The 23,986-nt window shown below is 53.0% G+C and carries 20 protein-coding genes and 2 pseudogenes; 13 read left to right on the forward strand and 9 right to left on the reverse strand.

What is annotated here, in order from left to right; all coding sequences use genetic code 11:
- The first annotated feature begins 146 nt into the window (after positions 1-146).
- The 7 genes and pseudogenes from ACT3TC_RS12825 (at position 147) to pepQ (ending at position 8,240) form a co-directional block, all read left to right on the forward strand.
- Positions 147-1,719: pseudogene (locus ACT3TC_RS12825) on the forward strand (ABC transporter substrate-binding protein).
- Between the two features lie 156 nt (positions 1,720-1,875).
- Complete coding sequence (locus ACT3TC_RS12830; protein WP_172118203.1) at positions 1,876-2,925, forward strand: ABC transporter permease; 1,050 nt, start codon at positions 1,876-1,878, stop codon at positions 2,923-2,925.
- On the forward strand, positions 2,922-3,878 hold the full coding sequence (locus tag ACT3TC_RS12835) for an ABC transporter permease (protein WP_172118204.1): 957 nt from the start codon (positions 2,922-2,924) through the stop codon (positions 3,876-3,878). Before ACT3TC_RS12830 ends, ACT3TC_RS12835 begins: the two co-directional genes overlap by 4 nt.
- A 7-nt stretch (positions 3,879-3,885) precedes the next feature.
- Entirely contained in the window at positions 3,886-4,902 is a 1,017-nt protein-coding gene (locus ACT3TC_RS12840; protein WP_172118205.1) for an ABC transporter ATP-binding protein, read from the forward strand.
- Between the two features lie 17 nt (positions 4,903-4,919).
- Positions 4,920-5,966 carry an ABC transporter ATP-binding protein gene (locus ACT3TC_RS12845; protein WP_444640305.1) on the forward strand — a complete coding sequence of 349 codons (1,047 nt, stop codon included), beginning with the start codon at positions 4,920-4,922 and terminating at the stop codon, positions 5,964-5,966.
- A 49-nt stretch (positions 5,967-6,015) separates the two neighbouring features.
- Positions 6,016-6,927, forward strand: coding sequence for a LysR family transcriptional regulator (locus tag ACT3TC_RS12850; RefSeq protein WP_172118206.1), 912 nt, complete (start codon positions 6,016-6,018; stop codon positions 6,925-6,927).
- Positions 6,928-6,941: 14 nt separating this feature from the next.
- On the forward strand, positions 6,942-8,240 hold the full coding sequence (gene pepQ / locus ACT3TC_RS12855; RefSeq protein ID WP_444640291.1) for a Xaa-Pro dipeptidase: 1,299 nt from the start codon (positions 6,942-6,944) through the stop codon (positions 8,238-8,240).
- Positions 8,241-8,329: 89 nt separating this feature from the next.
- On the opposite strand, the gene ACT3TC_RS12860 is transcribed toward pepQ, so the two are convergent.
- Positions 8,330-8,935, reverse strand: a complete 606-nt coding sequence (locus ACT3TC_RS12860; protein WP_444640292.1) for an OmpW/AlkL family protein — start codon at positions 8,933-8,935, stop codon at positions 8,330-8,332.
- A gap of 575 nt (positions 8,936-9,510) precedes the next feature.
- Between ACT3TC_RS12860 and ACT3TC_RS12865 the strand changes: the two genes are divergently transcribed.
- Both ACT3TC_RS12865 and ACT3TC_RS12870 read left to right on the forward strand, forming a co-directional pair.
- On the forward strand, positions 9,511-10,365 hold the full coding sequence (locus ACT3TC_RS12865; protein ID WP_172118209.1) for an AAA family ATPase: 855 nt from the start codon (positions 9,511-9,513) through the stop codon (positions 10,363-10,365).
- 3 nt (positions 10,366-10,368) lie between these two features.
- A complete protein-coding gene (locus ACT3TC_RS12870; RefSeq protein ID WP_444640293.1) occupies positions 10,369-11,550 on the forward strand; it encodes a vWA domain-containing protein in 1,182 nt (393 codons plus the stop codon).
- 28 nt (positions 11,551-11,578) lie between these two features.
- Here the strand turns inward: ACT3TC_RS12870 and ACT3TC_RS12875 are convergent, their stop codons facing one another.
- Positions 11,579-12,139 carry a hypothetical protein gene (locus tag ACT3TC_RS12875; protein ID WP_444640294.1) on the reverse strand — a complete coding sequence of 187 codons (561 nt, stop codon included), beginning with the start codon at positions 12,137-12,139 and terminating at the stop codon, positions 11,579-11,581.
- Positions 12,140-12,409: 270 nt separating this feature from the next.
- Between ACT3TC_RS12875 and ACT3TC_RS12880 the strand changes: the two genes are divergently transcribed.
- Complete coding sequence (locus tag ACT3TC_RS12880) at positions 12,410-12,745, forward strand: RidA family protein (RefSeq protein ID WP_444640295.1); 336 nt, start codon at positions 12,410-12,412, stop codon at positions 12,743-12,745.
- Here the strand turns inward: ACT3TC_RS12880 and ACT3TC_RS12885 are convergent.
- From ACT3TC_RS12885 to ACT3TC_RS12895, 3 genes are all read right to left on the reverse strand, one after another.
- Positions 12,711-14,657, reverse strand: coding sequence for a tripartite tricarboxylate transporter permease (locus tag ACT3TC_RS12885; protein WP_444640296.1), 1,947 nt, complete (start codon positions 14,655-14,657; stop codon positions 12,711-12,713). The two genes, ACT3TC_RS12880 and ACT3TC_RS12885, sit on opposite strands and share 35 nt — an antisense overlap.
- A gap of 79 nt (positions 14,658-14,736) precedes the next feature.
- A complete protein-coding gene (locus ACT3TC_RS12890; protein ID WP_444640297.1) occupies positions 14,737-15,843 on the reverse strand; it encodes a tricarboxylate transporter in 1,107 nt (368 codons plus the stop codon).
- A gap of 52 nt (positions 15,844-15,895) precedes the next feature.
- Positions 15,896-17,020: a 4-oxalomesaconate tautomerase gene (locus tag ACT3TC_RS12895; protein ID WP_444640298.1), complete on the reverse strand. Its 1,125-nt coding sequence runs from the start codon at positions 17,018-17,020 to the stop codon at positions 15,896-15,898.
- Between the two features lie 148 nt (positions 17,021-17,168).
- Between ACT3TC_RS12895 and ACT3TC_RS12900 the strand changes: the two genes are divergently transcribed.
- Positions 17,169-18,074, forward strand: a complete 906-nt coding sequence (locus ACT3TC_RS12900) for a LysR family transcriptional regulator (RefSeq protein WP_139528162.1) — start codon at positions 17,169-17,171, stop codon at positions 18,072-18,074.
- Here ACT3TC_RS12900 and ACT3TC_RS12905 read toward each other — a convergent pair.
- Both ACT3TC_RS12905 and ACT3TC_RS12910 read right to left on the reverse strand, forming a co-directional pair.
- Complete coding sequence (locus ACT3TC_RS12905) at positions 18,071-19,528, reverse strand: cobyric acid synthase (RefSeq protein ID WP_444640299.1); 1,458 nt, start codon at positions 19,526-19,528, stop codon at positions 18,071-18,073. The two genes, ACT3TC_RS12900 and ACT3TC_RS12905, sit on opposite strands and share 4 nt — an antisense overlap.
- Positions 19,529-19,679: 151 nt before the next feature.
- The gene (locus tag ACT3TC_RS12910; RefSeq protein ID WP_444640300.1) at positions 19,680-21,041 is read right to left on the reverse strand and encodes a cytochrome P450; all 1,362 of its coding nucleotides are present in this window, start codon (positions 21,039-21,041) and stop codon (positions 19,680-19,682) included.
- 345 nt (positions 21,042-21,386) lie between these two features.
- On the opposite strand from ACT3TC_RS12910, the gene ACT3TC_RS12915 reads away from it, so the two are divergent.
- A complete protein-coding gene (locus ACT3TC_RS12915) occupies positions 21,387-22,307 on the forward strand; it encodes a glutaminase (RefSeq protein ID WP_444640301.1) in 921 nt (306 codons plus the stop codon).
- A 6-nt stretch (positions 22,308-22,313) separates the two neighbouring features.
- On the opposite strand, the gene ACT3TC_RS12920 is transcribed toward ACT3TC_RS12915, so the two are convergent.
- Together ACT3TC_RS12920 and ACT3TC_RS12925 are read right to left on the reverse strand one after the other, a co-directional pair.
- Complete coding sequence (locus ACT3TC_RS12920; RefSeq protein WP_444640302.1) at positions 22,314-22,826, reverse strand: O-acetyl-ADP-ribose deacetylase; 513 nt, start codon at positions 22,824-22,826, stop codon at positions 22,314-22,316.
- Between the two features lie 17 nt (positions 22,827-22,843).
- Positions 22,844-23,701 (reverse strand): methylated-DNA--[protein]-cysteine S-methyltransferase, encoded by an 858-nt coding sequence (locus ACT3TC_RS12925; RefSeq protein ID WP_444640303.1) that lies wholly within the window; start codon positions 23,699-23,701, stop codon positions 22,844-22,846.
- A 146-nt stretch (positions 23,702-23,847) separates the two neighbouring features.
- Between ACT3TC_RS12925 and ACT3TC_RS12930 the strand changes: the two are divergent.
- Positions 23,848-23,986 (forward strand): annotated as a pseudogene (locus ACT3TC_RS12930) (LysE family translocator); the annotation flags it as partial.

Below are 23,986 nucleotides of genomic sequence, written 5' to 3' on the forward strand. Positions count from 1 at the left end.
TATCACTATTTCGATTGTATGACGCATTCAACACTCTCTATGTTAATAGGATAGCTTACAAGCTGACCGTGTCTGCTTTGCTGTCTCGCCAATAGCGTTTAGACGGTAATGTGAACAATAAAATTATCAATAAGACGGGAACGATTATGGCGCTCAAAAAAAAGATACTGGCCACTATTATCGGTGCAACTGTTGCGGGTAGCGCAGTGCTCCCTTTAACAGCAAACGCTGAAACGTTGCGCATTGGCTACTCCGCCGATCCGGAAACGCTTGATATTCACGAACAACTTTCCGGCGGTATGCTGCGTTTCTCCCACTTGGCGTTTGACCCTCTCGTCCGCTGGACCAAGGATTTTCAGTTTGAGCCCCGCTTGGCAACTGAATGGGTACAAACAGACGATACGCATATGCGCATGACGCTTCGTGAAGGCGTTAAGTTTCATTCGGGTAACGAGCTGACGGCTGAAGACGTGGTATGGACGATTGAGCGCTTAAAAGAGAGCCCTGACTACCGCGCCATTTTTGAGCCCATTGCTACCGCCGAAGCGGTTGATGACTACACGGTGGAAATCACGACGACGACCCCCTATCCGCTGTTGCTCAACCTGGCGACCTACATTTTTCCCATGGATAGCCAGTTCTATACTGGTGAAACCGAAAATGGCGTCGATAAAGCGGAGATCGTAAAAGCAGGCAACTCGTTTGCTTCACGCAATGTTTCCGGTACCGGCCCGTTCGTTCTTACTGACCGTCGCCAAGGCGTACGTGTCGATTTTGAGCGCTTTGAAGATTATTGGGATACTGAAAGCGAAGGCAATGTCTCAAGCATTGTACTCACGCCGATTGCGGAAAACGCCGCGCGCGTAGCAGCCTTGCTCTCGGGCGGCGTCGACTTTATTGACGCTGTGCCGCCGAATGATCTGGAGCGCGTTCGTGAAGCAAGTGATGTTGAGCTTTTCGAAGTACCGGGCACGCGTATTATCGGCTTCCAGCTTAACGAAGAACAAGTTGAAGCCTTCAAAGACGTGCGCGTTCGTCAAGCCGTTGACCTTGCCATCAATCAGGAAGGCATCGCTGATCGCTTAATGCGTGGCTTTGCGACACCTGCTGGGCAGTTTTCACCGGAAGGCTACTCCGGTCACAACCCGGATCTGGTACCACGCTATGACCTGACCCGCGCTCAAGAGCTAATGGCGGAAGCGGGTTATGAAGATGGCTTTAGCGTTGACATGATTGCGCCCAACAATCGCTACGTCAACGACGCACAAATTGCCCAAGCGGTAGCGAACATGCTATCGCGTATCAATATCAACGTTAACCTGCGCACCATGCCGCTTGCCCAGTACTGGCCAGAATATGATACCCGTCAATCGGATATCGCCATGCTTGGCTGGCATTCGGATACTGAAGATACTGCCAACTTCTTCCAGTACCTCACCTTCTGTATTGATGAAGAGAGCGGTGCGGGCCAATACAACTATGGCAATTACTGCAATGAAGAGATCGACGCGCTGGTCACTGACAGCCGACAGCGTAACCGATCTTGAGCGGCGCAATGAAATGCTGCGTGAAGCAGAAGCCATGCTGTATGAAGATGTTGGTTTTATCACGCTGCATTGGCAGAACCTTGCGTATGCCGCTGCCGAAGGCGTTGAGATTGAACCTGTCGTTAACGCCATCGACTTCCCCTACTTGGGCGATCTCGTTATTAACCGCTAAGTTTGACTAACGGTTTGTAAATTGCCTGCACGGATGCTTCGTTCTCCAGCCAACTGGAGGGCGAAGCGCTTGTTGTGTCAAAACCCATTGCGAAATGTTTAACGGCACTGACCTCTACTTCCTTTGCTAAACACTATTACATAGGTGGCGTACGCCATGATTGCCTTTTTAATCAAGCGGCTGATGCACGCGGTATTGGTGATGTTCATCATCAGCGTGCTGGCCTTCGCCATCCAGGATAACCTGGGTGACCCGATACAGCAGATGGTTGGACAATCGGTCCCCGAAAGTGAACGAGAGGCCCTGCGCGAGCGCTTAGGGCTTAATGATTCTTTCATGGTGCAGTATGTGCGCTTTGCCAAAAATGCCGTACAAGGCGATTTTGGCAACTCCTACTTCTACCGCGAACCGGCGCTCAGCGTTATTGCACGCCACCTGCCAGCAACGCTTGAGCTCGTCTTTGCGGCCACCTTAATTATCGTGGTTTTTTCGGCACCTATCGGGGTGTACAGCGCTATCAAACCGCGCTCGATTATCTCGCGTTTTTTTATGGGGGCATCGATTATCGGTATTTCGATTCCGGTGTTCTTAACCGCGATTGTATTAATTCAAATTTTTGCTATCGGCATTACCGTCTCAATTTTCCCCGAAGGGACCGCGTGGGGGGCCTGGTTAAACAGTGCGCTATCCACTCAAGGTAATATGCCCTCGTTTGGGCGCGGTTATGACCTAGTGCACGTGTTTGGCTATTGGGATACCAACCTGGCCACCTGGAGCGGCCTGCAACACCTAGTGCTGCCCGCCATTTCACTCGCCTCTATCATGCTGCCGCTGTTTATTCGCTTGATCCGCGCTGAAATGATGGAAGTACTGCAGTCTGAATACGTCAAGTATGCCCGCGCCAAGGGCATTTCAATGCGCCGCGTCTATTTTGTCCACGCGCTTAAAAACACCATGCTACCGGTGATCACCGTAGGCGGTGTTCAAATCGGCACGATGGTGGCTTACACCATTCTGACCGAAACCGTGTTCCAGTGGCCGGGCATGGGCCTGATGTTTTTGGACGCGATCAACCGGGCTGATATCCCGCTAATCGTGGCCTATCTAATGATTGTCGGTGTCATTTTCGTGGTGACCAACACCATCGTGGATTTGATTTACGGCTTTGTGAACCCCACCGTAAAACTGACGGGTAAACCCGCATGACGATGACAACAAAGAGCGTGCCCAAGAGCAAATCGCCCAGCCATTTCCAACGCTTTCGCGACTCCTATTTATGGTACAGCTTCAAGAGTGACCGCACGGCACAGCTCTGCCTGGCGGTATTTATCTGCCTGGTAGTGGCTGCCTTTGCCGCGCCTCTTATTGCACCTACCGATCCCTACGATTTGCGTCAGATCGATATTATGGCCTCCGAATTGCCACCGTTCTGGGTCGACGGAGCGGACGAACGCTACTCGCTGGGCACCGATGCCCAGGGCCGAGACCTTTGGTCGATTATTTTGTACGGTACGCGGGTATCGCTTTTGATCGGCTTTGGTGCGGTGATCTTGCAGGCACTTTTAGGCGTAACGTTTGGCCTAATGGCAGGCTATTTGGGCGGCCGTGTGGATGCTTTTTTTATGCGTCTGGCGGATATTCAGCTGTCATTTTCCACCTTGATGGTGGCTATCGTGGTCGGTGCTGTGGTGAAGGCCACCCTGGGTAGCTCATTTTATAGTCAATACGCGGTACTGATGCTGGTACTGATTATTGGCTTGGCCGAGTGGCCACAATACGCCCGTACCGTGCGCGCTTCCGTACTTGCCGAGAAAAACAAGGAGTACGTAGACGCTGCACGAGTAATGGGACTCCGCAGCAAACGGATCATGTTCCGCCATGTGCTGCCTAATACGTTATCGCCTATTTTCGTTATTTCTACCGTGCAAATTGCCAACGCCATTATTTCTGAAGCGGCGCTGTCGTTTTTGGGCCTGGGGATGCCCGAGACCCACCCATCGCTTGGTTCGTTAATCAAGGCAGGCTTTGATTACATTCAGTCAGGCTCCTGGTGGATCACGCTAATTCCCGGTGCGGTACTGGTAGTGCTGGTGCTGTCTATCAATCTATTGGGCGACTGGCTGCGCGATGTCATGAACCCACGACTCTATAAAGGCTGAGGGCACCATGGCATTACTTGAAGTTTCCCAACTGGATGTACGTTTTGGCCTGCGCCAGGGCGAAGTACGTGCACTGCGTGATGTTAGCTTTACGCTAGAGCGCGGTGAACGTTTAGGCATTGTAGGCGAGTCTGGTGCTGGCAAATCGGTTGCGGCGTTTTCGCTGCTTAACCTGATTGCCAAACCCGGATTTATTGCCGGTGGCAGTATTACGTTTGAAGGACAAACGCTGAATACCATGTCGGAGCGCGGGCTGCGTAAAATACGTGGCAACCGAATCTCAATGATCTTCCAGGACCCAATGATGACGCTGAACCCGGTGTTATCAATTGGCGCTCAAATGGTGGAGTGTCTAAAAGCTCACCGACGGATTTCCTCTAAAGAGGCCCGCGCCATTGCACTGGATAAATTACGCCAGGTGCAAATTCCCTCACCGGAAAAGCGTCTGGAACAATACCCTCATGAACTTTCCGGCGGCATGCGGCAGCGCATTATTATTGCCATTGCGTTGCTGCTTGACCCGGACATCATTATTGCCGATGAGCCTACAACGGCACTGGATGTGACCATTCAGGCAGAAATCATGGCGCTATTGCTGGATCTCTGCGAACAGCACAATGTCGGGCTTATTTTGATTACTCACGACCTTGGCGTCGTGAGTCAGGTCACGCAACGCATGCTGGTCATGTATGCTGGCCGCGTGATTGAGCAAGGCCCCACGCGTGAGATCATTAATGACCCGCAGCATCCTTACACCCAAGGGCTGATTAATGCCCTGCCCCAGATGGCAACGCCCGGTGAAAGACTGAATCAAATCCGTGGCAGCATGCCTTCGCTTTCCAATCTACCCAGCGGCTGCGCCTTTCACCCGCGCTGCGACTTTATTAAGCGCGCCGATGGGCAAACCCGCCCCGCTTGTATTGAGCAAGTGCCCGGATTTGTACAAGCGGGCAACTGCCAGGTAGCTTGCCATATGGTGGCTGAACTGCTGGAAGATCGTCGTTTAAAGGAGGAAAGCCAATGAGTACGCAGGCAAGTGCGATGGCAGAGCATCACATCCCCGCTGAAAACGTCGAAGAAGCCCAGACACTTCTGCAGATCCGCGATCTCAAAAAGCGGTTTTCGCTATCAGGCGATTTTCTTGACCAGTTGCGATTTAAAGGCGGCAAGCTCGTTCGTCACCAGGAACACGTACACGCTATTAATGGCGTGAACCTGGAGATAATGCGTGGCGAGGCACTCTGCGTCGTCGGCGAATCCGGCTGCGGTAAATCGACCGTTGCCCGTACGGTCATGGGGCTCATTACGCCATCTGAAGGCGAGATTCACTATGATGACCAGCGCATTGACCATTTAAGCTCGCGCCAATTGCTGCCGTATCGTAAGCGCATGCAGATGATTTTCCAGAACCCTTACGCGTCGCTTAATCCGCGGATGACCATCCAGCAAACACTGGAAGAGCCACTGCGCTTGCACCACCCCGCATGGAACCGCCAGCAGATCGCCGATAAGGTCGAAGAGGTAATGAGCTCGGTGGGCATTGACCCAGACTGGGGCAAGCGATTTGGTCATGAATTCTCCGGCGGCCAGCGTCAACGTATTGCCATTGCGCGAGCGCTGGCAGTGGACCCTGAGTTTATTGTTGCCGATGAGCCCATTTCAGCGCTGGATGTCTCGATTCAGGCACAGGTGCTGAACCTGTTGATGGAAGCCCAGCACGCGCGCAATTTGACCTACCTGTTTATTACCCATGACCTTGCGGTAGTGGAGCATTTTGGTACGCGGGTTGCCGTGATGTATCTGGGCACCGTGTGCGAAATAGCCACGACCTCGACCCTGTTCGCCAAGCCTCGCCACCCCTACACCCAAGCACTCCTTTCATCTATTCCGCGCCTTGAAGATGATCGGCCTCAGCATATTCGCCTTAAAGGTGAGGTGCCAACGCCGGTTAACTTACCGAGCGGCTGTGTTTTTCATGGTCGCTGCCCGTATGCCAATGCGCGCTGCATTCAAGAAATCCCGCAATTAAAAATGCAGGATGACGGCACGCGTGTAGCCTGCCACGCTGTTGAGGAAGGCCGCCTATGAAGCGTAGGCATTTACTGGCCAGTCACGCCATCTCACTGCGAGGTAAAGCATGGAAATTCGCTGGCTAGAAGACTTTATTGCCCTGGCCAGGACTCGGCACTTTTCACGTGCCGCCGATGATCAAAACGTAACCCAGCCGACCTTCTCTAGACGGATTAAACTGTTGGAAGAAGAGATGGGTATTACGCTCATTAATCGCCAAACGCTACCGCTTTCGTTAACCCCCGCCGGAGAGGAGTTCCTCACCTTATGCGAACAGGTAACGGAGCGCGTTCGTTTAACGCGTGACCGATTGCGCGAGATTAATGCCGGTCAACAGCGGCGCATTATGGTAGCCGCCCCGCAAAGCCTGCTGGGGAATTTCCTGCCTGAATGGCTAGCATCTACCGGCTGGCAGGACCATGTACAGCCCTACCTGCGCGCTACCGGGTGGATTGCTCACGACTATTTTCAAGCGTTAATGCGCGCAGAGTGCGACCTGGCTATCTGTTACTGGCCTGTCGGGCGATGCGACCTGGATATCGATACAAGCGCTTGTACCTATCGAGTGATCGGCCATGAGCGGCTAATTCCCGTGACGGGGCTTGCTCCTCAAGGCGAGCCTTGTACCGTTTTACCGGGCACACGCCAGCAGCCCTCGCCTTGGCTTGCCTACCCCAAGCGAGGCCTGCTGGGCTCTGCAATAAAGGCACACCTGGCCAGATTACCTCAAAGCACCCACCTGGTGGCACAAAGTGAAAATCTGTACGCGGCAGGTATAAAAGAGCTGGTACTGCTGGGATATGGCATGAGCTGGCTGCCAGAGCGCAACGTTTCACAGGAGCTCGCCCAAGGCACCCTCGTCAGAGCAGGCGATAGCCGCTGGGATGTGCCCATGGAGCTGCGCTTATACCGCCATCAGCATCAGCACCATGCAGAACTAGACAAACTCTGGAGCGAACTCGCCCCGTCACGTAGTTAACAGGATAGATTTTCATGTCAACAACGCTTTTTAACCTGCAGCTTGATCATATCGTTCATTTACAGCATGCCTATGAGCAGGTGTTAGCAAAGTACGGCTTTGACAGTCTGGTGATTTATAGCGGCCACGCCAGCCATCATTTTGCTGACGATCATGCCGCCTCTTTCCAAACCTATGGCCATTTTATGCACTGGGTAGGCCTTGCGGACATTCAGCACAGCTGGCTAGTCATTGAGCCTGGTAAAAAACCGCAGTTTTATCTGCATGCGCCCGCTGATTTTTGGCATCAGCCTACTCAGCTACCCGATGAGCCTTGGCTATCCGTCATTGATGTACATCAGTGTGCCCACGCACGCGCGCCTCATTTAGAGGGCCGCAGCGCCGTCATCGGCGATATAGCAAGCACGGCGCCCGATATTCAGCAAGCGCTGAACGCTGAAACAGCCCCTGATGAGGTTGTGCGAGCGCTTGATGAACTTCGCATGTTCAAAACACCTTACGAAGTTGCCTGCCTACGAGAAGCCAATCACCTTGCAATGGCAGGTCACGAGGCCGCCCAAGCCGCCTTTATTGGCGCTTCAGGCGAGCTCGATATACAACTGGCCTACCTAGCGGCTAGCCGACAGCGCGAATCTAACGTTCCCTACCAGAATATTATTGGCTTGAATGGACATGCAGGCGTCCTGCACTACCAACATTACGACATAACACCCCCCAACCAGCGCTACAGCTTGTTAGTAGATGCCGGGCGACGCTTTAGAGGTTACTGCGCAGATATCACCCGCACCCACGCAGGGCCTGATGCCCCCGCGATTTTTGAAGAACTGGTAACGGCGCTACATCATCTAAAAGATGACATTATTAGTCGCATCGAACCGGACACCTCTTTTGTTGAGCTACACCAGCAAATGCACCAAGCCTTGGGAAGCGTCCTCGTTGCCCATGACATATTTAAAGGCACCGTCGAGCAAGCGGTAAGCGAAGGAGTCACTCGCGCCTTCTGCCCACACGGTTTAGGTCACTCCTTGGGGCTTCAAGTACATGACGTAGCCGGTTTACGTCACCCTGATGGCTCAGCGGCCCCCGCCCCAAGCGAACATCCCGCCCTGCGCTTAACGCGTATTTTGAAACCCGGCATGGTGGTAACCGTTGAGCCAGGACTCTACTTTATTCCGATGCTCCTAAACCCGTTGCGTGACACATCGCTTCCAATTAACTGGACGCTGGTGGATCAGTTAATGTCCTGTGGTGGTATTCGTATTGAGGATAACGTAGTGGTCACTGAAAACGGTTACGATAATCTGACCCCATAAGGCCCGTAGCAGAACCTGTTGTTAAGCCGTAACAAAAACACCCGGCGCAAGGCCGGGTGTTAGATGATATTTTGAAGCTGGCTTATGCCTTAGAAACGGAACGTCACGCCACCGCCGATGGTGACCGGGTCCATATCGACTTTACCGATATGCTCGCCGTCACGTTTGATCTCGCCATCCACATCCGCATAGCTTACGTAGCCATTCAGTAACACGTTCTGGGTGACTGCTAAATCCACACCGGCTTGGCCGATAGCGCCATAGCTTCTGCGTACGTCAATATTGTCAGGACCACCCGAGAAGCGTGTGTAGTTAAGACCTGCGCCAACGTACGGCTGAACACGTGAATCCAGCCCACCCATGGGGTAGTAATTTATCAATAGATTTACGGGTAAGCGGTCAATGCTTCCCAGGTCTTGTGATGCCGCATTGAGCTGATGTTCAAACTTTTCAGAACTATTAAGCTCAACACCCACTTTATCAGTAAATAGATACCCAGCGCCGAACGTGAAGCCTGTCTCGCTTTGAACGTTCAGTGACTCTCCATTGATATTACCATTGCCTGATCCTGTATCGGTTTGAGCGACGCCACCACGAACAAATGCATCGCCAGCGTTGTACGCTAAGGCAGCCTGGCTTGCCAGTGCTAAGCCAGCAGTTACCACAGCGGCTGAAATTAATTTCATATTGCTCATTAGGTTCACCCTCTATGCATTTTAGCTTGGGATTGGTGCCGACCAACCGGCTTACCTGTACAATATATACCAATCGAACAGTGTTTCCAAATTTCTTGTGACATTCTTGTTATATGTTGAAAATGTTAGTTCTTTTTCTTCAAACATAAAAAAAGCCCCCCGAAGGGGACCCAAGTGGAGCACGCCAGCTCACACGGTGTATCGCAAAACGGCCATTACCGTGGCGATGTAGCAAAGAAGGAAGAGCATCGAATGTGGCTAGTGACCCTGTTCATTTGCTTCTTACTTAACATACTGCGAACCACGTGCCAGAGTTATAAAAAACATTAAAATACAAAAGCATATGTAAAACACCCGTGCATAATTTTTTTACCCCAATATCTCATGCGAAGAAAGTGCACCAACCCTGTTCGTACTTACGTAGCTTTGCCCCGTATTTGCCCCATAAAGGTACCGTGCGTATCCATTGGATCTTAGTGCTTCTATTTAACGCCATCGGAATTGGCTGTTGGCCCCGACACCTACCCTCACGTACACTTGTTTGAATACGTTTTCGACCCGTCGAGGCACTCTTCATGGCGTTTGACTCTACTTCTTCCTACATTGCCACTGATGCACTAAAGCAAGCGGTTAACGCGGCGATTGTTCTTGAACGGCCGTTGCTGATTAAGGGCGAGCCTGGCACCGGTAAAACCCTGCTCGCGGAAGAGCTGGCCGAGTCATTGGGCACTCAGCTGATTACCTGGCATATTAAATCCAGTACCAAGGCCGCCCAAGGGCTTTATGAGTACGATGCGGTTAGCCGGCTACGCGATTCTCAGCTAGGTGTCGAAGGCGTGGAGAACGTGGCCAACTACATAAAGCCCGGCAAACTGTGGGAAGCCTTTACGGCCGATGAACGTGTCGTGCTTTTGATCGACGAGATAGATAAGGCCGATATCGAGTTTCCGAACGACTTGCTCCAGGAACTGGATCGCATGGAGTTCCATGTTTACGAGACCGGTGAAACGATCCGAGCCGATCAACGCCCCATTATTATCATCACGTCCAATAATGAAAAAGAGCTACCCGATGCATTTCTGCGCCGCTGCTTTTTTCATTACATTGAATTTCCCGACCGAGCCACTCTGCAGGCGATAGTGGATGTGCACTTTCCGGATATTGCGCCGCGGCTGGTCGGCGAAGCGCTGAACGTATTTTTCGAACTGCGTGATGCACCCGGCCTTAAGAAGAAGCCTTCAACCTCTGAACTGGTTGATTGGCTTAAGCTGTTAATGGCGGATGAAATTGCCCAGGAAGCGCTCTACAACCGCGACCCAGCCAAGGCGCTGCCGCCCATGGCCGGCGCACTGGTTAAAAACGAGCAGGATACGCAGCTGCTTGAACGCCTGGCGTTTATGTTACGCCGTCAGAAAGGCACAGGTCGTTAAGCCATGTTTATTGGTCTGTTCGAAACCTTAAAGCGTGCGGGCGTGCCTGTGTCGCTGCGTGAGTTATTGGACCTGCACGCGGTGGTTGAACGTGGCGTCGTATTTGCCGATATGGAAGCATTTTACCAAGTCGCTCGCACGGTAATGGTTAAAGACGAACGCCACTTTGACCGCTTTGATCGTGCGTTTGCCGCCTGGTTTAAAGGCATTGAAGACATGGATGCTGCCATTGAGGCGTTGATTCCCGATGACTGGCTGCGCCGGGAATTCGAAAAGCAGCTGTCTGATGAAGAGAAAGCCAACATTGAATCGCTAGGCGGCCTGGAAGCGCTGATCGACACCTTTAAAAAACGCCTGGAGGAGCAAAAAGAGCGCCATGCAGGCGGTAACAAGTGGATTGGCACAGGCGGCACCAGCCCATTTGGCGCCTATGGCTATAACCCTGAAGGCATTCGTATCGGCCAGGAAGGCTCACGCCATCGCCGCGCAACAAAGGTATGGGATGAACGGCGCTTTCGCGACTATGACGACTCTTTGGAGCTGGGTACCCGCAATATCAAAATGGCGCTGCGCCGACTACGCAAGTTCGCCCGCCAGGGTGCTGTGGAAGAGTTCGATGTTGACAGTACCATTCGTGAAACAGCGCGCGATGGGGGCTTACTAAACGTTCAGATGCGCCCTGAGCGCCACAACGCCGTTAAGGTGCTGCTGTTTCTGGATGTAGGCGGCTCCATGGATGACCACATTCGCGTTTGTGAGGAGCTGTTTTCGGCTGCCCGATCTGAATTCAAGCATCTTGAACACTACTACTTTCATAACTGTTTATACGAAGGGGTCTGGCGACATAATTCAAGACGCGGCAGCGAGCGCATCCCCACCATGGACGTGCTCCACACTTACGGCGCGGATTATCAGGTAGTCATCGTAGGCGATGCGGCCATGTCACCTTATGAGATTACTCACCGAGGTGGCAGTGTCGAGCATTTTAATGAAGAGCCCGGCGGCACATGGCTGAAACGTGTCTGCGAGACCTTTCCCCACTTGGCATGGCTTAACCCTATGCCACCTCGCGCTTGGGAGTACACGTATTCCACGCAGTTGATTCGTGAAATTATTGAAGACCGCATGTACCCCATGACACTGGAAGGGCTGGAAAGCGCCATGCGCGAGCTGGCCAAAAAGTAGCCTCGGCCAGCTCACAGGATAAGCATGCTCAGAGCGTTGCGGGAAACTGGTTCAAGCCGTTTAGAAAGTCCTGCTTGGCGCTTTCAAATGCTTTTGGGTCGTGCTTAAAGCGTCGTAAAATGAGCGCCTCATCCAACGCAACGGTCGCGGCCAGCTCGCCTGCATTACTGGCCGGATGGCGGCCGCTTAAGCCAATGCGCTTGCTGTCAACGCCATCAAACCAGCGCTTGATACCGCTCGCCTGATAAACCGCCTCCTGCTCCGCATTATTCACCTCAACGCGCAGCGGCGCTTTGAGTGCCAATTCGCTGATGAGCCGCTGCTTGGCGCCTTGCTCAAACTCGCAGGCGTGAGTAATCGTCATGCCTTCGCCCGCCTCATCCAATACCAACAGCGCCAGCGCCAACGGCTTACCAGCACCATCTACACCCGCCACCAAACGGGCTATTTCCTGCGTAAACAGCACCTTGCGCGTACCGGCAAACACCACCAGCGGGGTTAATCCTGCCTGCTGACCATAAACGCTAGCGCACAGTTGCGCTAAACAGGCATCTCGCTGCCCCGCTTCTTTAATCTGAACTACCTTCATGACGCTCTCTTTAAGCTGTTGCTAACCGTATTAGCTACGTTAATGCATGTAAACTGATCGGGATACGAATAGTCACGCAATTGAGCACTTTTGCTGCCCGCTGGAGGTTAAATGCCTCAGTTTATCAACGATCCGACACTAGCCAAACCGGACTTCACAGGAAGTCACATGGTGATAGATGTCACTACGTGTTTATCTCGGGTCTAACCGCTGCCGACCTTTCTAACGACCACGATGCCAAAGGCGATATCAAGGAAGACGCGCCTAGTGATGCGCGAGCTTGAACGCATGCTTAACCAAGAAGAAGGCAGCTTAGCGGATGTGGTGCGTGTTGACATCCATTTGGCTGATTTAAAAGATATCAGCGCGATGGACGCTATTTATTCCGAATTCTTTGGCCCGGGTTGCTACCCGGCCCGCACGTGCACTGAATCGCCCTCTATCTGCGGCGGTAGTCGCCTTGAAATTACCCTGATGGCTAAATGCGTTCGATTCGTAGCTCTAGCTACTTTGCAGCACAAAAAGCCAACTGAATGGCCTTTTGTGTACTCGTCTCTAGAAAGAACTTGTTTTACAAACTTGCCAACATACCAGTGGGATAGGTAAGCGTCAGCAGATTTGCCATCCCCATTAAGAAGAGCGTCACTCCAGCCGCTAAACCCACGGCAGCTATGGGCTTCATACATGCCACCACCAGTAAGAAGCCAAGGCAAAATATGGCGGCGGCAAACAGGAAACCGAGCACCATCACGCCTCCAATCAACGCGAAGAAACCGGCGACCCAAAGCAACTGCTGACTTAATGTCTGAGTTTGCCACTTCATCGGTTTGATGATCGTTCTGACAATTTCCAGCACGCAGGCTGCCACGATAATGGCAATCGCCAACCGGGGCATGATGCCACCCAGCATGGAAAGATCCGCAAACGCCCACCACATATACGCGGCACCGGCTAACAGACTGCCCAGCAATGCCACATCAATCACGCCCAGCGACAGCGGAGCCACCTCTTCTTGAAGCGGATGAGTAGCAGACTCCTGGCGCTTTTGCAGGTAGTTACGTAAAGAGCGACGTAGCGGCGGAAGTAGCAGTGAGGCCGCAATCAGAGCGCCAATGATCAGTACGCCAGGCCGCATGAAGGCCTCAGCCCCCTGAAACTGGGCGGCTTGATAGAAGTATGCTTCAGCACCGGGCGCGAGCACAAAGCCAATCAAGAAGGCCGGGCGAGACCAGTTCGCCTGCTTGAACAGCACGCCAATCGCACCAATAATGCCGAGAGCAAAGAGATCCCCCAGCGAACGCGTTGCTTGATAGGCCGCAAAGAGAATCAAGATGGTAATCAGCGGTGCTAAAATCACGAACGGCACTCGCGTTAAACTCGCCACCGGACGCGCTAAGCCTAAACAGAGCGCAGCGCCTAAGATATTCGCTAAAGCTAACGACCAAATAATGGTGTACGTCAGATCAAGATTGGTTTCCAGCATACTAACCCCGGGCTGAAGGCCCAGCAGTAGCAAACCACCTAAGAACACCGCCGCCGTGCCAGACCCAGGAATACCAAACAGCAGCGTGGGCACCATTGCCCCGCAGGCACAGGCGTTGTTAGCAGATTCGGGCGCAATCACACCACGAATATCGCCTTTACCAAACTGCGATTTATCCTTGGCGCTCTGCACCGCGTGGCCGTAGGTGAGCCAATCCACCACCGAGCCCGCTAAGCCAGGAATCGTGCCCATTAAGCTACCAATCCCTGCGCAGCGGGCCACTAACCCAGGCCGCCTAGCCACATCTTTTACACCCTCTTTCCAGCCTTTGCCCAATTGGCAGGGTTGTTCGGCAATCGCGCCGCGCTTCACCAATAGATCAATGATTTCAGGCAGTGCGAAAATACCTAAACCTACCACCACTAACGGCAAACCGTCATAGAGGTAGTCAATTTCAAACGGCAGCCGAAACTCTCCGGTAGCTGGCGCCATGCCGATAGTGCCAACCAGTAAGCCAACGCCGCAGGCGGCAATGCCTTTAAATACATCCTTACCAGACAAAACCGCCACCATGGAGAGCCCCAGCAGCGTCAACATAAATAGCTCTGACGATGAAAATGACAGCACAACAGGCCGGGCGATGAGAATAAAGGCCGTCAGCACCACCGCACCGATGAGGCCGCCTATCATTGACGACAGAAATGCACTAGAAAGCGCTCGCGCAGCCTGCCCTTTCTTAGCCAGTGCAAAGCCATCCACCACGGTGGCCTGGGAAGCACTAGAGCCTGGGATCCCAAGCAGTACAGAGGCAAACGTATCGCCAGTGGGGATCACCGCCACTAACCCCATCAGCATACCCAGGGCGACAGAAGGCTCCATGCCATAGAGGAAAGGCAACAGAAGCGACATACCAGCAATACCGCCAAGTCCAGGGATGACGCCCACAATCAGCCCAATCAGGACACCGATAACCATGTACAGCATATGGGGAACAGTAAACAACTGCCCCAAACTGGAGAATAAGACATCTATCATTGTCATGGCTCTTATGTTGTTTAGTGTAAGGGAGCCCAAAAGCACCGCTTAAGCAGTGCTTTTTGTGTTAACTGGCGTGTTAAATACGGGCACCGTGCTGCTCTAGCAGCCACTCGACCAACCACTGTCTCGTGGCATCATCAAGTGACATGGCCTCCTGCAGATGCTGCTTGACGACCTCACCCACCACTGGCGTGTAGGGGCCAAGCTGTGCCATCGCTGCATCTTTAAACGCTTCGGTATCCACAAAACGCTGTGCTGCTTCGCGATACTCCTGAATGAGATCAGCTGGCGCGTCGCTAGGCAGCAGGATCAATTTTTGCAGCGTGAACCCTGAGGCGAAGAACTTGCGATACGCCTCGGCAGCAGGGCCGCTAGGCGCTTCACCATGCAAGGTTTCGTAAACTTCATTGAAGGTTGGCAAATCAGGGAAGGCAGGGTCACGCACGATCTCGCCGCTGTCATTGAGCACGCCTAGGGAAAACAGCGGCACCGCTCGACCACTCTCCACCAGAGGCTCCACGCTGCTGAAATAGGCAGAGGTGGTTTGGAAATCAATATCCGCCTCGCCGCGCTCAAAGGCTAACCGCCCTTCTCCACGGCTACGCATGCCAGAAACGGCCTGTACATCGGCCCCCAGCAAATCAAGCGCAATCAATACCGGCAGCTCCAGCCCTGTATGGCTTTGCACGGCAAACTTAACGGGCTGGTTGGTCACCGCGTTCAGCACCTCCTCGGCGCTATCACCCAGACTAGGTTGGGCATAGACCACGCCGCCTGTGGGGGTCGCTAGAATCGGTGTCCAATCGTCGTAGCTATAACGTACACGCCGGTCTTGCAACATGGCGGGGTACTGGGTGGAAGCAGAGGTACCTATCCACTGGCTGCCATCCGAGTCCGCCCGCATGGCGAACAGATTACTGCCATTGATAGAGCCGCCGCCGGGTACGTTGTCAATCACCAACGTAGGGTTGCCTTGAATATTCTCGCTCATCCAGGTGGTGAAGAAGCGCGCCCATACGTCGGTTCCTCCGCCCACACCAAAGGGAATGGTCCAGCGGATGGTGTCAGGCACGTTCACATCGTCCGCTTGAGCATTCACACTGATAGCACCGAGCGTGGAACAAGCAACCACAAGTAGCGCTTTCTTGAACATCTTTAGTGGCGTGTTTTTCAGAGTGGCCATGGCGATACTCCTGTTATTGATTATTGTCGGTCAGTTATAAAGGTAACGTTATTCAATCAACGGCTTCGATAACGTGTTGCCCCACTTTCTTTGGAGGGGTCGCGTAAAAAATTTGCCCGCTCATGATTTTGCGAGCCGTTCGAATAAGCGATACGCGCGCCAGGTCAAACGCATTCTGCTGGCGATATTCGGCCGTTAGCTCAATAGAGCCAGAAGGATGCTCCAGAACAATCTGTGACAGCAGTTGCCCAGCGGAAAGCTTATGAGTGCTCATGGCCATGTGATTGGCAATCGAGCCGGGCACGTTAATCGCTGCCACCACGGCCATCGCACCTGTAACGGCAATTGCTTTATGGCAGCGATGGGGCACAAAATAGCGCACATTCAGCGTGTGGGATGCTGCTTCAGCCGCTGAAATAAGTACCACCTTGGGCAGCACGCTCTGGCTAACATCGCCCATTCCCATTCGTCTCCCCGCTTCACGGCGTAGGGTTTCTAAACGTGTTAACAACGGCGCATTATCATCCAATTCGGCAGGCGATTCATGGCCGATTAACCCGACCGACTCAGCGCGCAGCAGCATAATCGGGGTGGCCGCATCAATACAGCTCACCTCGACACCTTCAATCTCATCGCAGGCGTTTCCGGTGGGTAGCAGCTGGCCCGTTTTACTGCCCATGATGTCTAAAAATCTGAGCTGGATGCCCGCCGCACTGCCAGGAACGCCGCTAATGGTAACGCTACCTTCGTACTGCACCTGCTTACCCGGAGTGGATACATGGCACTCAATCAACCGCTGGGTGTTCAGGTTATGCACCTTCACTACGGTCGTACCGTCTTGGGGTTCCACCAGCCCTGTTTCGATGGCATAGGGCCCAACGGCAGAGAGCATGTTGCCGCAGTTCGGGTTAAAGTCGACGCGCTTGTTTACTACGTCTACTTGAGCAAACAGGTAGTCAACATCGGCATCAGGGTGTGACGAGCGCTCCACAATGGCCACTTTGCTGGTGAGCGGGTCGCCGCCTCCAATACCATCGATCTGTAGCGCATGGCCGGAGCCCATCAAACTCAGCAGAATATCAGCCTGCTGGGCCTGGTCACTGGGCAGATCTTTCATGCGAATAAAGGGGCCTCTAGAGGTGCCGCCCCGCATAATGACACAAGGAATGCTGTTCATATCGCTCCGCCATAGTTCGCGATGACTGTATGAACGAAGAATGTCAGCCAATGTTTAATGTCTCAAATGCAAATATAGGTTGCTATAAATCCGTTTTGTGCATTAATGTGTTTTGATTATTAATTACCCTCTTTAGCGCAACAATCCTATGCTGCATAGACTCGAATTTCTCGACCTCCAGGCCTTCATTTTGGTCGCTGAATTAGGCACCTTTCATGAGGCGGCGCAGCGCTTGCATTTATCGCAGCCAGCGCTTACTCGGCGCATCCAAAAACTCGAAGAACTCCTTGAAGTTGAATTACTTGAGAGAACCACGAGACGTACCCGACTAACGCCAATTGGAGCTGACTTTCTACCCCGTGCCAGACGTATGTTAGAGGAGTATGAGTCCTCGATTTTGGGAATTCGCGAGCTCGTCACGCACCAAAAAGGCACGGTGACGATTGCCTGCCTGCCAACGGCGGCCTTCTACTTTTTGCCTAGTGTCATTCGCGTGTTTAGCGAGGCTTGGCCGGGCATTCGCATCCGAATTCTGGATGTCAGTGCTAACGAGGGACTGGAAAAAGTCATTAATGGTGAGGCGGATTTCGGCATTAACATGATCAGCGCGCAAAGCTCTGAGGTGCGCTTTACCCCGCTACTTCGAGACCCCTTTGTGCTGGCACTGCGCTCAGACCACCCGCTTGCCAGCAAAAAGCAGATTGAGTGGAGCGATTTAGAAGATGTGCGTCTCATTACTGTGAGTCGCGATAGTGGCAATCGCACGTTGCTGGATAACGCGCTTTCAGCGGAGGGTATCCACCTCAACAGCTTTTATGAGGTACAGCACCTCTCTACCTCATTAGGGCTGGTGGAATCGGGGCTGGGTGTGGCTATTTTGCCGCGTATGACCATGCCCGGCCCGGATCACGACACGCTCTGTTCTCGCGATTTACCCGAGCCACGCATTCAGCGCTCGATTGGTTTGGTGCGCAGCAACTCGCACAGCTTATCCAGTACTGCGCAGCTATTTATTGATCTTCTTTTAGAGCACTGGGGCAAAGAAGCTATCTAGCGACTTTCGGAAGGTAGCAACGCTAATACCGCCTCAATATCTACATGGGCTTCCAGCATATCCGCCAAGCGATCAAGTTCACGCTCTCGATGGGCTTGGTAATCGCTTTGCTCGCCGTCAGCGAGGCCCAGTTGTTTTAACAGCCCATGGCAGGCATCAGGATGGTCAAATAGTCCATGCAGATAGGTGCCGATGATTTGGCCATCATCACTGACCGAGCCTTCTGGTCGACCATTAATATCAAATAGCGGCCTGCTCAGGGCGAAGCCTTCGCTAATGCCGTTATGAATTTCATAACCCGTGACCATTGCCGTCTCGCCGACTAACACACCGCTAACATTACGTAGCTGTTTGCCCGGTACCATACGTGTGGTGAGCGATAAAAGCCCCAATCCGGCTACTTTCCCTGGCTGCCCTTCTAGCCCGCCGGGGTCATCGACCCACTCGCCCAGCATCTGAAAACCACCGCAAATACCCAACACCTTACCGCCATAGCGCAGGTGACGCTGAATGGCGTTATCCCAGCCTTGGCGCTTTAGCCAAGCCAGGTCGCTGGCAGTGCTTTTACTGCCCGGTAGAATAATCACATCGGCGGGGGGTATCGGCTGCTCGGGGCCCACGAAGGTCAGCGCTACCTGGGGGTGCAAACGCAACGGGTCAAAATCAGTGTGATTACTGATACGCGGCAATGCGGGCACAATGACTTTCAAAGCCGCTGTCTGCGTATTTTTGTGGGTCAGGCCAACGCTATCCTCAGCATCCAGTAATAATCCCTGCAGATACGGCAAGGTGCCGAACACAGGTTTACCTGTCCGCTGGGTCAACCATTCAAGCCCAGGATTCAGTAGGCCAATGTCGCCGCGAAAACGGTTGACAATAAATCCCTTGGTACGCGCCTGCTCGCTTTTACTGAGCAACTCAAGCGTGCCTACCAACTGGGCAAATACGCCCCCTCGATCAATATCGCCGACCAGTAATACGGGGCAATCTGCCGACTCCGCAAACCCCATATTCGCGATATCGCCCTTTCGCAGATTAATTTCGGCAGGGCTGCCCGCCCCTTCGGCAATAATGACATCATAACGGCGCTGCAATGCATGCCAAGCGGCCATCACACTTTCCTGAGCAGTCTGCTTAAAGGCGTGGTAATCCAGCGCTCCCATATGGCCGTACACCTTGCCGCGCAAAATTACCTGGGCACCGCGATCCGATTCCGGCTTAAGCAGCACGGGGTTCATATCGCTATGAGGCGCAACGCCAGCGGCCTGTGCTTGTAGAGCGGTAGAGCGGCCGATTTCTCCGCCATCTTCCGTTACGGCACTGTTCAATGCCATGTTTTGAGGCTTGAAAGGAGCCACACGAAAGCCTCGACGTTTAAGCACTCGGCATAGCCCGGCGACCACGGTGCTCTTACCTGCATCTGACGTGGTGCCTTGAATCATTAAGGTGGCCATGCGATATGCTCCATACGTTCAGTTAGCCCAGCAAAGGCCGAACTGTAGCGAGCACTCTACAAGGATGCAACGCACATCAAGGGCAAAGAAGACCACCCTTGCAGCGGCGCTCCAGCAGGCTTAGCGATTCAAACAAGCGCTTTACGCGCCCTCAGCCCTCCTGGCGTGATAAAGCATCTGATTGTTTAACCTGAAAACAGAGATGGAAGTTGCTTAATAACGCCGGCATGGGCTCATCTTCTGTGAGCCTGTCGGGCGGGTTTAACGTAATCATGTGGTTGTTCATCAGCGCGGCCAGTACCGCACTGGTCACCAGCAAGACGATATTTCTTCCGGGACAAATACCCGGCCCTCCGCTAAAAGGCAGCAGTGGCCAGTGTCTAAGTTGTTCCGGGTTTAGCCAAATATCGGGCGCAAAGCGGTTGGCGATGTCCAATGTGCGGTCATCACGGTGAAAATAGGGCGCATGGATAAGCAGCGTGGTATTGGTAGGCATTTCGCCTTGCGACCAACACGTTCGCTCTGTTGTTTCGCGCAGAATAAGGGGCGTTGTTGGCCACAACCGCAAGGCTTCCAGCACACAGGCTTGTAAAAAGGGGTTGTCTGGCGGTGGGGAGAGGTTAATTTCACTCTGAGCACGTTCAGCCTGAGCCGGATGGGCGCATAGCAGCGCCAACGCTCGAAACGTCGCCATACCGGCAGGCTCAAACGCAAATAGCCACTGAGGCACCTGGTCCACAGGTTTTGCTTGGCTCCCGGTGGCGTAATGGGACACTTTCGCCGCCAGGCTATTGGTTTCAGCCTGCTCGACATAGTGCGCTAAACGGTTATGAAATTTTTGCCGTAACCGCTTGCGCTTGGGACGCATGAATCCCCAATTAGCAGCCTTACGCAGTTGAATAAGTTCCTGGGTGAGCGGGTAATCATCCCGAGCAGCATCCCCCAACACCACGCGACGCACGACACGGTTCCAGGCATCAAAAAACAAGGGCCAATCCAGCTTATTATTATGATGATAAACGGCCTTTAAGAGTGCGTTTACCTCCTGCTCAGCCACTTGGGTAAAGTGATCAGAAAAACGGTGCATCGGACAACCGCTTTCTAAAACGTCTTCATTTAACCGCCGCCGCTCTTCGCGGGCCTTACCCTTTGAGATCAACGCTACATCCGGTTCAAAATGGGCAAGTGCGCTCTTTTTTGCTGATTCAGCCGTGGCGAAGGGTTCAGGCGTCTCCTCTATTACCCGGGTTGCATCACCCGGGTCTAATATCAATGCCATGGGTTTGAACGGTGTTTTAAAAAGTAGCGGGCCCTTTCCATATTTATTATTAAACGCCTGTACTTGTTTAATGGAGCGCTTGTCCAGTGCCCATCGCTCAGCAACGTGCATAACGCCTGGGCGGCGAATAATGACGCCCTTGGCAATATTGGGCGCCATGACCTTAAACAAGAACGATACTGTTTCGCTAAACGATGCGGTGGGCAGTGAATCGGTGACGGTTTCCTTTGCCATTAGCGCTCTCCTTTTAAATCGCCCATGAGAGCCAAGTCTAGATGCCCCTTAACACACCGCAAGCGAAATGCTTTAAATCTTTAGCCTTTCAAACCTTTGTTAAAACAAAATAATTTTATGAGTGCTAATTAAAGAAATCGGAAAATGCTTTTACCATCGTAAAACTAAAAAAGTGGAATCTTTATCGTTTTTTTGCTTATTTAACTATTTCGTACAATAAAAAAGAATAACCATCTAACTGCTCAAGGCTCTTCACTGGCCTACTAGCGATAGGCTTCTGGCAGACATTGCCGCCGTTTTCGGTTATTTTGGCAGCCCTCTTTTACCCAAAATTAACGGCTATAAATGCAAGATTTACTCAATGAGATCGCAAGGGAAATGGCCGCCGAAACCGAGCGTGGTAAGGTGGCCGACTATATCCCTGAGCTTGCTCATGCGGACCCCCAAAAATTTGCCATTTCACTTGCTACAGTGGAAGGCGCACGCTACTCAGCCGGTTGTGCCACCACTCCTTTCTCGATTCAGAGTATTTCGAAAGTGTTTACGCTGACGATTGCGTTGGGAAAAATGGGCGATGCGCTTTGGTCCAATGTAGGCCGTGAGCCATCGGGTGATCCGTTTAACTCTATCGTTCAACTTGAGCACGAAGGGGGCAAACCGCGGAATCCATTTATTAATGCCGGAGCGATAGCAGTCGTTGACGCCATCATGATGGGTCATGAACCCAAGGAAACGCTTGCCGAACTGCTAAGCTTTGTGCGCTATATCGCGGACGACGACAGCATCTGCTTTGACCATACTGTCGCTGCTTCTGAAATGGCGCACCGCGACCGCAACGCCTCGCTTGCCCACTTTATGAAAGCATTTGGCCGCCTGCGCCACGATGTCGATAAAGTTCTGGGCACCTATTTTCACCAGTGCGCCATTGCCATGAGCTGCCAACAGCTTGCTCATGCGGGGCTTTTTTTGGCGTCTGATGGCGTTAACCAGCCCAGCAACATTCGCGTCGTCTCCCCTCAACGGGCTCGGCGTATTAACTCGTTGATGATGATGTGCGGGCATTACGACGCCTCAGGTGAATTTGCTTTTCGGGTGGGGCTACCAGGAAAAAGTGGCGTCGGTGGCGGCATCCTGGCAATCGCCCCAGGCCAAGGCGCCATTGCTGTCTGGTCACCAGGCCTGGATGAATATGGCAATAGTCTGCTGGGCACGAAAGCACTTGAAATGTTTGCTCAACGCACCGGCTGGTCGGTATTTGGGCATTAAATCGCTTCAACGTCCAGATTGATCAAGACACGCTTCATACACCGCTAAATCCCCGGCAGAAAAGCAGCAAAACGTAACCGCCTCAACGGTAGAACCCTGCCTTAGAGCCTCGCTCACCGTTGAGACAGCAATCCGTGCAGCTTCTTCAATAGGATAACGGTATACGCCCGTGCTTATGCTCGGAAATGCTACCGAGCGTGCGTTTACCGATTCAGCCAGAGCCAAGCAGCGCTGATAGCAAGACGCCAATAATTCAGCTTCGCCGCGTGTTCCGCCGTGCCATACAGGGCCAACGGTATGGATAATAGTACGTGCTGGCAGTTTAAAGCCTTCGGTCAGTTTTGCATCGCCAGTGGCGCAACCTCCCAGCGTTCGACAGGTGTCAAGTAGCTCCGGTCCGGCCGCACGGTGAATGGCGCCATCTACACCTCCGCCACCCAGCAATGAGGTGTTAGCCGCGTTAACAATGGCATCAACATGAAGCGTAGTGATATCGGCTTGTATCGCGGTAATGTTCATTTACAACCTCCTGTTGGCTATTTAGATACACCGAGCGGCACCACTTCAGGTGTTAAGTGCGCCAGCTCCCAGGCCTGCACCATCTGCTTTTTAGCGATGCCCCAACGGTAGCCACCTAACGCCCCGCTTTGCTGGATAACACGGTGGCAAGGAATCCATAACGCAATTGGGTTAGCCCCCACCGCATTGCCTACGGCTCGCGACGATTTAGGCATGCCCAGCGCTTGAGCAATATGTGTATAGCTTGCCAGCTGGCCTTCAGGAATGGTGAGTAGTGCTCGCCATACTGCAACTTGGAAATTGGTACCGGTCACGTGAAGCGATAACGTACCAGGTTTTGTTTTAGAAGTTGCCAATAGCGCATCAACCACATACGCCGTCGCCGCTGGGCGATGATTGAGCGAGCTTCGCGGCCACTCCTTGGCAAGCCGTGCCAGCAGTTCATCGGCGCTCGTAGCATCCACAAAGCCCATACGGCAAACGCCGCGCGGAGTCACCGCTACCAGCACGCTGCCAAAGGGCGTTGCATGAACGCCGTACTCGATACAGACGCCCTCCCCTTGACGTTTATGCTCTCCAGGCGTCACCGCTTCTAACTGCACAAAGTGATCATAAAGCCGAGAGCCACCGCTCAGCCCAAGCTCATGGGCAACATCCAGTAATGCCCGCGGCTCTTTTAATAACTGCTTACCTCGCTCCAGGGTGAGGGCCTGCAAAAAGCGCTTGGGCGAGATACCTGCATAGCGGCAGAACAGACGCTGAAAATGGTAGGCGCTTAAATGCACATGAGCCGCAACCTCTTCCAAACTGGGTTGCAATACCGCCCGCTCGACCATGTAGACCATCGCCTTTTCGATACGCGCATAATCATCCATTGCCGGTTCCTCTGTCTGATACCGAAGCTCTCCTAGCTTAAGCGCTCCCTAACGGCCTGCCGACCCGAATCTTGCGCATATCATTTTTATACAATACCCCAGCGTCACATCATCGCACACTCCCCTCACTGTTTAGGAGGATCACAATGTGCATTTCGCTTTTACTACCCATGGCAGCCTTTGCCTTGGCAGCGTCTATTTCCCCAGGCCCCGTCAATTTGATATGCCTCAGCAGCGGCACCCACTACCCTATTGTTAAAGGGTTAATCTTTGTGACAGGAGCCA

The organism is Halomonas sp. AOP27-A1-41 (genome assembly GCF_052378605.1).
Taxonomy (GTDB): Bacteria; Pseudomonadota; Gammaproteobacteria; order Pseudomonadales; family Halomonadaceae; genus Vreelandella; species Vreelandella citrativorans.

Excerpts from the sequence above, each read along its gene's own strand:
- ACT3TC_RS12905 (WP_444640299.1), bottom strand. The coding sequence starts at position 19,528 with ATGGCCACCTTAATGATTCAAGGCACCACGTCAGATGCAGGTAAGAGC.
- ACT3TC_RS12870 (WP_444640293.1), top strand. The coding sequence starts at position 10,369 with ATGTTTATTGGTCTGTTCGAAACCTTAAAGCGTGCGGGCGTGCCTGTG.
- pepQ (WP_444640291.1), top strand. The coding sequence starts at position 6,942 with ATGTCAACAACGCTTTTTAACCTGCAGCTTGATCATATCGTTCATTTA.
- ACT3TC_RS12850 (WP_172118206.1), top strand. The coding sequence starts at position 6,016 with ATGGAAATTCGCTGGCTAGAAGACTTTATTGCCCTGGCCAGGACTCGG.
- ACT3TC_RS12880 (WP_444640295.1), top strand. The coding sequence starts at position 12,410 with ATGCGCGAGCTTGAACGCATGCTTAACCAAGAAGAAGGCAGCTTAGCG.
- ACT3TC_RS12835 (WP_172118204.1), top strand. The coding sequence starts at position 2,922 with ATGACGATGACAACAAAGAGCGTGCCCAAGAGCAAATCGCCCAGCCAT.
- ACT3TC_RS12890 (WP_444640297.1), bottom strand. The coding sequence starts at position 15,843 with ATGGCCACTCTGAAAAACACGCCACTAAAGATGTTCAAGAAAGCGCTA.
- ACT3TC_RS12915 (WP_444640301.1), top strand. The coding sequence starts at position 21,387 with ATGCAAGATTTACTCAATGAGATCGCAAGGGAAATGGCCGCCGAAACC.
- ACT3TC_RS12925 (WP_444640303.1), bottom strand. The coding sequence starts at position 23,701 with ATGGATGATTATGCGCGTATCGAAAAGGCGATGGTCTACATGGTCGAG.
- ACT3TC_RS12875 (WP_444640294.1), bottom strand. The coding sequence starts at position 12,139 with ATGAAGGTAGTTCAGATTAAAGAAGCGGGGCAGCGAGATGCCTGTTTA.
- ACT3TC_RS12845 (WP_444640305.1), top strand. The coding sequence starts at position 4,920 with ATGGCAGAGCATCACATCCCCGCTGAAAACGTCGAAGAAGCCCAGACA.
- ACT3TC_RS12920 (WP_444640302.1), bottom strand. The coding sequence starts at position 22,826 with ATGAACATTACCGCGATACAAGCCGATATCACTACGCTTCATGTTGAT.
- ACT3TC_RS12865 (WP_172118209.1), top strand. The coding sequence starts at position 9,511 with ATGGCGTTTGACTCTACTTCTTCCTACATTGCCACTGATGCACTAAAG.
- ACT3TC_RS12900 (WP_139528162.1), top strand. The coding sequence starts at position 17,169 with ATGCTGCATAGACTCGAATTTCTCGACCTCCAGGCCTTCATTTTGGTC.
- ACT3TC_RS12840 (WP_172118205.1), top strand. The coding sequence starts at position 3,886 with ATGGCATTACTTGAAGTTTCCCAACTGGATGTACGTTTTGGCCTGCGC.
- ACT3TC_RS12910 (WP_444640300.1), bottom strand. The coding sequence starts at position 21,041 with ATGGCAAAGGAAACCGTCACCGATTCACTGCCCACCGCATCGTTTAGC.
- ACT3TC_RS12830 (WP_172118203.1), top strand. The coding sequence starts at position 1,876 with ATGATTGCCTTTTTAATCAAGCGGCTGATGCACGCGGTATTGGTGATG.
- ACT3TC_RS12895 (WP_444640298.1), bottom strand. The coding sequence starts at position 17,020 with ATGAACAGCATTCCTTGTGTCATTATGCGGGGCGGCACCTCTAGAGGC.
- ACT3TC_RS12885 (WP_444640296.1), bottom strand. The coding sequence starts at position 14,657 with ATGATAGATGTCTTATTCTCCAGTTTGGGGCAGTTGTTTACTGTTCCC.
- ACT3TC_RS12860 (WP_444640292.1), bottom strand. The coding sequence starts at position 8,935 with ATGAGCAATATGAAATTAATTTCAGCCGCTGTGGTAACTGCTGGCTTA.